Source organism: Nesterenkonia halophila (assembly GCF_009467795.1).
In the GTDB taxonomy this organism is placed as follows: domain Bacteria; phylum Actinomycetota; class Actinomycetes; order Actinomycetales; family Micrococcaceae; genus Nesterenkonia; species Nesterenkonia halobia.
The window spans coordinates 279414-289654 of the sequence record NZ_WIAX01000013.1 but is presented as its reverse complement, the minus strand read 5'-3'; the positions used below and the strand labels follow the sequence as shown (position 1 = coordinate 289654).

At 66.8% G+C, this 10241-nt stretch carries 7 protein-coding genes and 1 CRISPR repeat array; all 7 genes read right to left on the bottom strand.

Features of this window, described 5'->3' with window-relative positions; all coding sequences use genetic code 11:
• Positions 1-45 precede the first annotated feature (45 nt).
• Positions 46-3980: a CRISPR direct-repeat array (repeat unit 28 nt; unit sequence GGCTCATCCCCGCGTAGGCGGGGAGCAC).
• 28 nt (positions 3981-4008) lie between these two features.
• Genes cas2e through casA form a run of 7 tightly spaced genes read right to left on the bottom strand, consistent with a single transcriptional unit; the run spans position 4009 to position 10240 of the window.
• Positions 4009-4404 (bottom strand): type I-E CRISPR-associated endoribonuclease Cas2e, encoded by a 396-nt coding sequence (gene cas2e / locus GCL72_RS08065; protein ID WP_153144186.1) that lies wholly within the window; start codon positions 4402-4404, stop codon positions 4009-4011.
• Positions 4401-5345, bottom strand: a complete 945-nt coding sequence (gene cas1e, locus GCL72_RS08060; RefSeq protein ID WP_153144185.1) for a type I-E CRISPR-associated endonuclease Cas1e — start codon at positions 5343-5345, stop codon at positions 4401-4403. The genes cas2e and cas1e overlap by 4 nt, the downstream gene beginning before the upstream one ends.
• A gap of 1 nt (position 5346) precedes the next feature.
• A complete protein-coding gene (cas6e, locus tag GCL72_RS08055) occupies positions 5347-6036 on the bottom strand; it encodes a type I-E CRISPR-associated protein Cas6/Cse3/CasE (protein ID WP_153144184.1) in 690 nt (229 codons plus the stop codon).
• Positions 6033-6728, bottom strand: coding sequence for a type I-E CRISPR-associated protein Cas5/CasD (gene cas5e, locus GCL72_RS08050; RefSeq protein WP_153144183.1), 696 nt, complete (start codon positions 6726-6728; stop codon positions 6033-6035). Before cas5e ends, cas6e begins: the two co-directional genes overlap by 4 nt.
• Positions 6725-7843 carry a type I-E CRISPR-associated protein Cas7/Cse4/CasC gene (cas7e, locus tag GCL72_RS08045; protein ID WP_153144182.1) on the bottom strand — a complete coding sequence of 373 codons (1119 nt, stop codon included), beginning with the start codon at positions 7841-7843 and terminating at the stop codon, positions 6725-6727. The genes cas5e and cas7e overlap by 4 nt, the downstream gene beginning before the upstream one ends.
• A gap of 50 nt (positions 7844-7893) precedes the next feature.
• Positions 7894-8553, bottom strand: coding sequence for a type I-E CRISPR-associated protein Cse2/CasB (casB, locus tag GCL72_RS08040; RefSeq protein ID WP_153144181.1), 660 nt, complete (start codon positions 8551-8553; stop codon positions 7894-7896).
• Entirely contained in the window at positions 8543-10240 is a 1698-nt protein-coding gene (gene casA, locus GCL72_RS08035; RefSeq protein WP_153144180.1) for a type I-E CRISPR-associated protein Cse1/CasA, read from the bottom strand. Before casA ends, casB begins: the two co-directional genes overlap by 11 nt.
• Between the last annotated feature and the right edge of the window lies 1 nt (position 10241).

Genomic DNA, 10241 nt, shown 5'->3' with positions numbered 1-10241 from the left:
CGGGGAGCACACTCATCGTTGACCCGCTCGCCGGCCTTCCACGCCGGCTCATCCCCGCGTAGGCGGGGAGCACCCAGTCGCCGACCTCCGATTCGAACGGAGGAACGGCTCATCCCCGCGTAGGCGGGGAGCACGAATCAATCGTCGCCGACAGCTCCCCCGGAGAGGGCTCATCCCCGCGTAGGCGGGGAGCACACGGGCCTATTCATCGCGCCCTTCACCGTCACCGGCTCATCCCCGCGTAGGCGGGGAGCACTGCGTCTCTGAATTGCTGGAGGAGGTCGGGGTCGGCTCATCCCCGCGTAGGCGGGGAGCACTTCGACCCGCCGGTACTGGCCTTGCCCTTGGACGGCTCATCCCCGCGTAGGCGGGGAGCACAAGGATGGTCGCGCCCAGAACATCAACAGCATGGGCTCATCCCCGCGTAGGCGGGGAGCACACGCTGCGGCGAGGGCGTGGGCAAGCGTCCAGGTGGGCTCATCCCCGCGTAGGCGGGGAGCACTGGTGGTGCAGAAGGGCGCCCAGCAGTGGACCGGGCTCATCCCCGCGTAGGCGGGGAGCACCCCTTCACCTGGCTGATGATGCCGGGGATCTGCGGCTCATCCCCGCGTAGGCGGGGAGCACGCCAAGGTGCCCGAGGTCGTCATCATGGAGATCGGCTCATCCCCGCGTAGGCGGGGAGCACTCGTTCAGCGACGGCCACGGGGTGGGGATGAAGGGCTCATCCCCGCGTAGGCGGGGAGCACTCGTCAAGTGGACTAAGAAGATTTGGCGAATTGGGCTCATCCCCGCGTAGGCGGGGAGCACCAGGATGCGCGTGCGCGCCAGGATATCCAGCGGGGCTCATCCCCGCGTAGGCGGGGAGCACTGCGTCACTTCTCCGTGGTGATCCGGTAGTCACGGCTCATCCCCGCGTAGGCGGGGAGCACTCCGGCGTCAACTGCGCCTTCACCTCCAGAGAGGGCTCATCCCCGCGTAGGCGGGGAGCACCTTCAGCTTCTTCAGTGCGCGTGCCATGTCCGCGGCTCATCCCCGCGTAGGCGGGGAGCACCGACTCTTACTGCGACGGAGATGGCTTGGCAGCGGCTCATCCCCGCGTAGGCGGGGAGCACTTGGTCAAGATTTGGGAAGCTCTGAAGCCTGCCGGCTCATCCCCGCGTAGGCGGGGAGCACCTCTCGTGACATCGAGAAGACTTTCATCACTGGGGCTCATCCCCGCGTAGGCGGGGAGCACCTTCGTGTGCATGTCGGCCAGCTCGGCGTTCTCGGCTCATCCCCGCGTAGGCGGGGAGCACTCCGCCGTCAGCACGTGCTCGCCGTTCGAGAGCGGCTCATCCCCGCGTAGGCGGGGAGCACCGACGGGACCGGGCGTGCACCCGACTGCTTCGGGGCTCATCCCCGCGTAGGCGGGGAGCACGGTCTCCCAGCGTGGCGGGCCGGTGCCTGTCGAGGCTCATCCCCGCGTAGGCGGGGAGCACTGAACAGCTCGCGCGGTTTGCCCCGCGCCACTGGGCTCACCCCCGCGTAGGCGGGGAGCACATGGAGAACCCGTTGGCCGACCTGGTGCCCCGGGGCTCATCCCCGCGTAGGCGGGGAGCACTGTGCCGAGAGGAGGCGGACGCGTACCGCGCGGGGCTCATCCCCGCGTAGGCGGGGAGCACGGCCAGCAGCGCCCGAACTCGGATGCGTGTGTCGGCTCATCCCCGCGTAGGCGGGGAGCACGCTACCGCGGTCTCCTGCGCTTCGAGCGCTTCGGGCTCATCCCCGCGTAGGCGGGGAGCACGTGCCCGTACTTTGCGCCGCGCAGGAACACATCGGCTCATCCCCGCGTAGGCGGGGAGCACTTGCCCAGGAGCTCCTTGCCGCCCTGCCAAGCCGGCTCATCCCCGCGTAGGCGGGGAGCACCGGCGACCAACCCACAGGTTCGAGATGGTGCTCGGCTCATCCCCGCGTAGGCGGGGAGCACTCGCCGCACTGTGCGGCGAACTCCCACGCGGCGGGCTCATCCCCGCGTAGGCGGGGAGCACGCGGTCGGTTCCGAGTTCGTGTTTGGTCGCCTGGGCTCATCCCCGCGTAGGCGGGGAGCACTGTACTTGGTGCCGTTGACAGTGACAGTGATCAGGCTCATCCCCGCGTAGGCGGGGAGCACGGTCCCATCTCCTGGCCGCTATGGAGGAGATCGGGCTCATCCCCGCGTAGGCGGGGAGCACGACGCGAAGCACTTCCGTGTGGTCATGGACGAGGGCTCATCCCCGCGTAGGCGGGGAGCACAACGCCTCACCGGATGCGACGATCATTACTCACGGCTCATCCCCGCGTAGGCGGGGAGCACGGTGGAGCATCAGCGACCAACGTCTGAGCCGTGGGCTCATCCCCGCGTAGGCGGGGAGCACGGCGGTTTCGTCGTCTGGGCGCTGGTCGATGGGGGCTCATCCCCGCGTAGGCGGGGAGCACTGACATCCAGCGGTTCTATGACCAGTACGGGAAGGCTCATCCCCGCGTAGGCGGGGAGCACATGGGCTTGGGCTTGCTGTTCACGCTCGGAGGCGGCTCATCCCCGCGTAGGCGGGGAGCACGATCACGTGGCGCGACGCGTATTCGACTCTCGCGGCTCATCCCCGCGTAGGCGGGGAGCACCCGGTCCCGTAGTCGTGGCCGCGTACCCACCCGGGCTCATCCCCGCGTAGGCGGGGAGCACTTGCTGTTGCATTGGGAGCAGATCACCCTGACGGGCTCATCCCCGCGTAGGCGGGGAGCACTCGTCAGGGAACCGCCAGTGGTCCTCCGGGTATGGCTCATCCCCGCGTAGGCGGGGAGCACTGGATGTGGTAACCGAGGCTCGCGGCGGTGCGGGGCTCATCCCCGCGTAGGCGGGGAGCACGCCTTCCACAGCGACTTGCCGGACTGGGTCGGCGGCTCATCCCCGCGTAGGCGGGGAGCACTCGACTTCAAGGGCATTGCCCTGACCGCTGGCCGGCTCATCCCCGCGTAGGCGGGGAGCACTACATCATCCTCGGGAAGTTCGCCGTCGTGAACGGCTCATCCCCGCGTAGGCGGGGAGCACGTCGCCGGTGACTTCGGCGCGCTCGCAGGTGTAGGCTCATCCCCGCGTAGGCGGGGAGCACCATTTACGGGAGTCGATCCAGCCGGGCGCACCGGGCTCATCCCCGCGTAGGCGGGGAGCACGTAGTGCGGGTGCGCGGTCAGCCGCGGTAGGGGGGGCTCATCCCCGCGTAGGCGGGGAGCACGAACAAGGCTATGGCCCGGCAGATGGGGGGCGCGGCTCATCCCCGCGTAGGCGGGGAGCACGTCTGCTCCCAATTCCCGTACTGGTCATAGAACGGCTCATCCCCGCGTAGGCGGGGAGCACTGCCTTCAACTTCATCGACGGCCTGGACGGGCTGGCTCATCCCCGCGTAGGCGGGGAGCACGTGGTCCTGGAGCCCGGCACCGAGAACATTTTCGGCTCATCCCCGCGTAGGCGGGGAGCACTGGGGCTGCTCATATGTCCCTCCTGAACGCGTCGGCTCATCCCCGCGTAGGCGGGGAGCACTGCGGGACCATCGGACCCTCCATGCCGCCAAGGGGCTCATCCCCGCGTAGGCGGGGAGCACGCGCCGCAAACGACCCAGGCAGCACACGCACGCGGCTCATCCCCGCGTAGGCGGGGAGCACAACCCGTCGTCGTCCGCGTCTGGTGCGTACCAGGGCTCATCCCCGCGTAGGCGGGGAGCACATGTCGAATACTCGTTCGACACTCGGAGGGCACGGCTCATCCCCGCGTAGGCGGGGAGCACCCGGAGGATGCCAGCCGCCCGATAGCAGTCGCGGGCTCATCCCCGCGTAGGCGGGGAGCACACCGCCATGAAGCGAAGGTCGGTGATCATGTCGGGCTCATCCCCGCGTAGGCGGGGAGCACAGATCAGGTGTTGTGGTGTGCGGGTCATGATGCGGCTCATCCCCGCGTAGGCGGGGAGCACACTTCCTGACCTGCGATGTTAGCAAGAGTCAGGGAGTTTCAGATGCACTTTCGTCGTTGCCTCCGTCGTAGCGGCGCATCCATGAAGCACGTCGAGCACGCCTCTGGCCGCGTGCGGTGCTCCATCCGGTCCGGGTCTGTGCAGTACGCCGCTTGGTCGGGCGCTTCATGACTGTGATGCCGTCGAGGTCGGTTGGCTGCCAGCTGTGATCATGGACATGAAACTCGAGTCGTTGCTCGTTGGTGCTCGAATGGACGAGCAGCGCTCGTCCTTCCTGACACATGGTTTGCACCCGGGCCCAGAGCTTCTCGCGGACGCGCTTGTTGACATTGCCGACAAAGACGCCCGGGCTGATCTCCAGCAGCCATTTCGTGAGGTCTCCCCGAAGGCCCGGTGGGGAGGCAGTCAGGACCAGAACCATCATGATGAGCCTCCATGGTTCACGCCAGACTTCACGTCACCGTGTGGGTCCCAGAGGCTCAAGTCATCACGGTCTCGATCCCAGAGGTCGGCTTCAGAAACTTTCTCCATCATGAGCAGTCCCTGGATATCTCGTGCTGTCCTGGAGAGAAGATCGGATGAGACGATCAGGTCACGCAGGCGACGACGAACGGCAGTCGAGGGTGTCTCTTCGCCTGCAGCGATCGTGTCGAAAGTCGCCGGAATGACCGTCTCCGCCTTGTAGAGGTCGGCGATGTCATAGACGAATGATCGAGATGTGCCCGAGTGCACGAATCCGAGCCCGGGTGAGCATCCCAATGCGGTGATCACGGATTGTGCGACGCCGTAGAGCGCCGCATTCGCCGCGGAAAGGGCCTGATTGATGGGATTTCTGGCGTCGAAGTTGTCGCGTTCATAGCGGCGACCTGACCAGGAAACCCCCGTGCGTTCGGCATGCTGCCGATAGATCTTCCGTACCCGAGCCCCTTCTCGCCCGCGGAGCTGATCCATCGAGAGCTTCGAGACGTCTTCTCCCGGGAAACGCATCTGGTACATCGCCCGTGCCACGCGCAGGCGGCTCCGCGTGTTGGACACCAGAGCCGCCTGGCGCTGCAGCAGCGCGGAATTCCGCGCTGTCTCGGCTCCCTGAGCATAGAACCGGACGCCCTGCTCTCCGCACCACACGACGCTCACTCCACAGTCACCCAGCAAGGACACGGCAGCATGGGTGATGCGAGTGCCAGGGCCCAGCATGAGACATCCGAGTCCGGCGGCCGGCAGATGGATGGTCCCTTCATCGTCGGTGGAGGTGATGGCATTCTCATCGCGATGGATGACAGATCGTTCGAGATAGACGAACGACAATCGGTCCTCGGCACGGAGCAGTTCCGTCGGCACAGGTGGGGGAACTCCGGGGATCGACATGTCAGATCCTTCTGAGCGTCATCAGCCCGCATCCGTACGCCTTGCCGCGTCCGATCCCGAACACGAGGGCACGCTGGAGCTGAGCGACGTCCGAGACGGTGAGGATGCCGTCGAACTGAGCCTGGCGCAGAGTGACACGACCGCATCCCTGTCCATCCCGATCTGCTCGGCGAAAACGACGATCGTCTCGTGCCGTGACGGTCAGGCTGGGCCCGTTCTCTGAGGCATCCTCGCCGAGAGGATCTGCGACGTCGAAGCCGAGTCCTTGAGACTTCCCCACCAGCCACTCGATCTGTTGGGCGACGGTGACATGGGGGACGACTTTGCCTCGGTCACCGTCGCCCTGGCGAAGAGACTTGACCGGGTTGGCCCGCAGACGGAAGCCCCACTGCTGCCCCCTCGTCAGCTGATTCAGGAAGGCCCCGTAGGCGGCACACTTTGCGGGGCTGGTCTCCCAGCCCGCCTGCTCGACCACATGGCCGAGGTCGGGTTTCTCAGGGGAGACCACATACAGCGTGCGGGTGCCGTCTCCCTCGTCTACACGCCACAGCACTCGACCGTCGGCCGATTCGGTTTCAGCTTCTGGAGGAAAAGCTCCCATCACTGCGGCATGCATCGCCTGTGGACTGCTAAACAGTCGGCGGGCGTCCCGCCGCAGCGGATTCAGCGCGAGTGTGGTGAACCATGTCATGAAGCTTGCACCGCCTCGAAGAAGGGATCAGCGGGTTCTGATCCGTCGGGGTTGTCGATTTCCACAGCTGCCCCGGCGACCACGGTCCTCCAGTCATACTTCCGGTGTGCGCGATCGAAGCTGACAGGGACGTCCCGTCGAGCGTCGCCGGCCTCTCCGGGAGCTGCATCACGGAGCATAGGAAGGTGCGTGACACGTGCACGGGTCCTGCGGTGCGTTCGGGACGCCTGCCACGGGACCGCCTGCAGAGCCTCCTCCACGTCGCCCTCGTGTTGTCCGATGAGCACGTCGGGATTGGCCGGGCAGGATCGTCTGCCCAAGTAGAGTGGGAACCTCGGGGAGCGGAGCGCACCTTCGAGAGCATTGATCATTGTGTTGTCGCCCGAGACTGCCGCGACGAACCGCGCATCGGACAAGTAGTAGCGGTACGAGAGCGGCTGAGACTTTCCAGACCGCCAGTCGATCGCCGTCTGGAAGTCACGCAGCAGGGAGCCGGGCTGGTCCACTCGGACTCCGAACGTCAGGGAGGCGAGGTCCTCCACGGCGTCTGACCGGCGTCGCCCCTGAGCTGCGGCGAGCAGCCCGAGCACTCCGGACTTCGTCGGCTCACTCTGCGTGTCACGGGTGTTGTAGCGACTCGAGGAACCCCAGGCCTGGAGGGGTCCTCGGAGCCTCAGGAGCAAGGAAGTCATGCCGTCTCCTCCACGGCCAGTGCCTCCTCGAGCTCGTCGAGCAGCTGGTTCCTGCTGACCGGGCTGCCGACCTCCGCCAACGCGTTCGCTAGCGACCCGATGGCCATGACCCAGGTCTTCTCCGCCGGAGCGTCGTAGACGGTCTCGAGGTCAGCGGCTTCGCGAGCCAGCTTCTCTGCGGCCTGGACGCGGCGATTCTCCCCCGGCGACTCCGCGACGGGTTCCTCGAAGGCATTGATCCAGGAGACGGGGCGGTCCGAACGCACGGAGACCACGACGGCCTCGGGCATCGTGCGGTTCGCGAAGGTGTTCTGCTTGCCCGTCGGCATCGACGTGATGAAGGACTGCACGAACGCCTTCGTAGCCTCGGCAGCGGCCTCCCGGGAGGCCAGATTCTCCTCGAGTTGAGTCATGTCGATAGTGCTGTATCGGTAGAGGGTGGAGGACATCATCTGTACAGTGCCGATCATCCCGGCCCCAGTCTCTTCAGCGTCCTCGACGACGTCGTCCACGGCGGTGTAGTAGTCGAACTCCGGCTCGGCGGGGCCGACGCTCAGCGCGTGGGCGACCTGGACGGCGGCATCGACGTTGAAGTCGGGCGAATCCGCGACCATGCGGCCGAACATCGCGATGTCGACGCTGTGCTCCTCGTCCAGCAGCTTCTTGGCGTCCTTCTTGCTCGGCTTGGCCCCGTCGGAATCGATGATGCTCCGGGCCAGCCGCTCGATCTGATGTGCACTGAGGAAGAGCAGATAGCCGGTCTCGCCCAGCGCCTCCTCCTCGCCGTCCTTGGGCTTCGGACGGTTCGTCTTGATGCCTGCCGCCTGGAAGGCGGCCTCGACGGCCTCTGCTGCTCGGCCGGTCTCCCAGCTGGGGTCGAGTTCCTGCAGCTTCCCCACGGTCTTCTCCACCACCCGCTTGGTGCGGGTGCCGAGCTGATCGGGTGACAGGTATTCGGGGAAGTCCTTGCGGATGGCGCGCTTCCACGCCTGCGAGGAGACTCGCTGCCGCGGCACACCGCCGAAGGTCGCCGTCTTGGGTGCTCCGGTGTCATCCCGGTTGATGTTGTTCGGTGGCAGCGTGTGCAGGGCGTGGACGTCGATGAAGGTGGACATGGTGTGCCTTTCGTCGTGGAGATGACCGGGGATGTGAAGGTGTCGTCAGGTCAGGAGTCTGCGGCGTCGCCGTCGTCCGCGGTGGCGAAGGCGCCTCGGGCGTACCCGCGGCCCCAGCGCAGCGCCACGCGCCGCCGTCCGTCGCGCCTCGTCAGGTCGCTGAGGTCCTGCGCAAGACGGCCATAGTCGGTGGGGATCTCCTCCGTGCGCAGAAGCTGCACCATGCTGCGCAGGTGATGGCGCACCGCGTTCTCTCCAGGGTTCAGGAGCAGCGCATCGAACCGGCTCTTGATAGAGGCACTATCTCGTCGGCGGGCGAGCTGTCCGACGGCGTAGCCGAAATTCTGATGTCGGCGCTGTCCGGAGACATGCATCGGTCGGCTCAGGGACTGCTGGTGCAGGGCCCAGTGCGTCATAGCGGTGAAGGCGGCCCATTCCTCGCGGCTGGGCTCATCGGACCGCAGCCATCGTTCGGGGAAAGCAGGGAGGATCTCCTCCAGCATCAGAGTCCACGCGCGGATGTGGTCGGCCGGGGCGTACCCGGCGGCGTTCCGCAGTGTGGCCACCAGGGCGCGGCCGCCGCCGCTCCGCCCCGCGTTGTCCTGGGTCACCTGGCTCTGGAGCCGGTGGACGGCGGCCGAGGTGATGCGAGCCAGATCCGGTGCGACGTCGGCAGCATCGGGAGGTGCAGGGGCGGTGTCAGTGGACATGGGTCTTCTCCTGTTCAGCAGGTGGAGTGGTGTCGGGAGCGGCGTGCGGGAGGCTCTCGCTGAGCCGGCGCATCAGCTGAGACCACGCAGTGGACGCCGAGACCAGGCGCGGTCGTTCCGCACCGACCAGCCGGCCGGTCATCGCCGTCGGACTGGTGCCGACGAGCAGGACCTTCGCGTGCTCGAGGACGACGCTTCGGACGGTGCGCTGCCATCGGGCCTGATGGGCCGCCAGGTCCGTGGTCGGGCCCAGGTGAACCAGCCAGCCTGCGAAGGCGGCGTCGAGAGCGTGCAGAGCTGAATGTCGAGCGCTCGGGTTGAAGGTATAGTCGCCGCCGGCGGCTTGAGCGAGAGTGCCGGAGAACTGTCCGAGAGCACGCGTCGCGTCCAAGGCCGCGGTGATGGAGTCGACGGCTGTTTTGGCCAGAGCGGAGTCGCCCGCTGTCAGCAGATTGAGCTGGAACGGTACGGTGGAGCTGATGGTGTTTGCGTGTGTGGCCTGCTGGGCTCCGTACACCGCTCCGACCAGCTCTGCATGGACCAGTCGACCTTCGGGGAAGTCCTCACGGCCGATCCGGTGTAGCCACTCCACGGTCGCCGGCTGTCGATCCAGGGGAGTCTTCTCCGAGGTCGGGACCACGCCTTCGCGCACCAGCAGTGCGGGGACGCCGTGCCAGACGGTGAGCTCGTCGCGATGCTCTCGGGCCATGAAGACGTCCTGCGACTTCGAGGACTGATTGGCGCTGTGTCGGTAGCCCGTCATCGGGTCCTGGAACTGGTTCTTGGTCACGATCCGGTCGCCATTGGAGATCAGGACTCCGGTCACCTGTCCGTCGGTGAGATGCAGCCGAATTCGGCGCGACTGCCAGGTCACCGCATCGCAGGGTCCGGTCGGAGTCGAGGCCTCTTCGTGCCGCGGGACGGCGCTGTGTGGGGAGCGCTCCCAGGCGGGGAGGTCCGACTCCTCGTCAGGAGCCTGTCGGATCGCCGCCGGGGAGGTGTTGAGCAGCAGGGTCTCGGCCAAGGACGCGCCGTGGAGGACGACCAGACCGACCTGCCCGGTCCAGCCGGGGCCGATCGGATAACCTTTCCCGTTCTTCACCCGCGGGTCGCCGAGGGCGCCGGGCTTGATGCCGGAATAGTCGTAGGCCTGCGCCGTGATGAGCCACCGCGCAGCCTCGGCAGGATCCAGGACCTCGCGCCCATCGCCTTCGCGCATCGTGAAGTAGTCGGATTCGGCCTCGGGGACCAGCCGCCTGACTTCCAAGACGCTGCCGTCCATCTTCTGCAGGTCGGCGACCTGCATGAACGGCGCGGAGCTGTCGAGCAGGTCGAAGCGCGGACGGTGCCCTTCGAGGTAGTCCAGGACCGGTTCATGGAGATCCGGCGTATCGGATTCGTCGAAGAGGCCTAGCCACCATACGTCGGCATCTGTGCGGCGCGAGGAGAGGTCTCCCCGGGTGAGGTGACCACGCCAGAAGCCGGCGAGGACGACGCGGAGGATCGCCGCTGCCTGGAGAGGGCTCTCTCCGCTGATGCGCGAGATCTCGGCACTGCAGCGGAACACATCGGTCAGGGAGAGATCAGTCGTGGTGCCGTCGAGCATCAGACAGCTGATCCAAGGACGATCCAGCAGGTTGAAGCTCTGAGACGTCGGTCCGGGTGGAGGTGCGTCGGGTGGTGCCATG

Excerpts from the sequence above, each read along its gene's own strand:
- cas2e (WP_153144186.1), bottom strand. The coding sequence starts at position 4,404 with ATGATGGTTCTGGTCCTGACTGCCTCCCCACCGGGCCTTCGGGGAGAC.
- cas1e (WP_153144185.1), bottom strand. The coding sequence starts at position 5,345 with ATGTCGATCCCCGGAGTTCCCCCACCTGTGCCGACGGAACTGCTCCGT.
- cas6e (WP_153144184.1), bottom strand. The coding sequence starts at position 6,036 with ATGACATGGTTCACCACACTCGCGCTGAATCCGCTGCGGCGGGACGCC.
- cas5e (WP_153144183.1), bottom strand. The coding sequence starts at position 6,728 with ATGACTTCCTTGCTCCTGAGGCTCCGAGGACCCCTCCAGGCCTGGGGT.
- cas7e (WP_153144182.1), bottom strand. The coding sequence starts at position 7,843 with ATGTCCACCTTCATCGACGTCCACGCCCTGCACACGCTGCCACCGAAC.
- casB (WP_153144181.1), bottom strand. The coding sequence starts at position 8,553 with ATGTCCACTGACACCGCCCCTGCACCTCCCGATGCTGCCGACGTCGCA.
- casA (WP_153144180.1), bottom strand. The coding sequence starts at position 10,240 with ATGGCACCACCCGACGCACCTCCACCCGGACCGACGTCTCAGAGCTTC.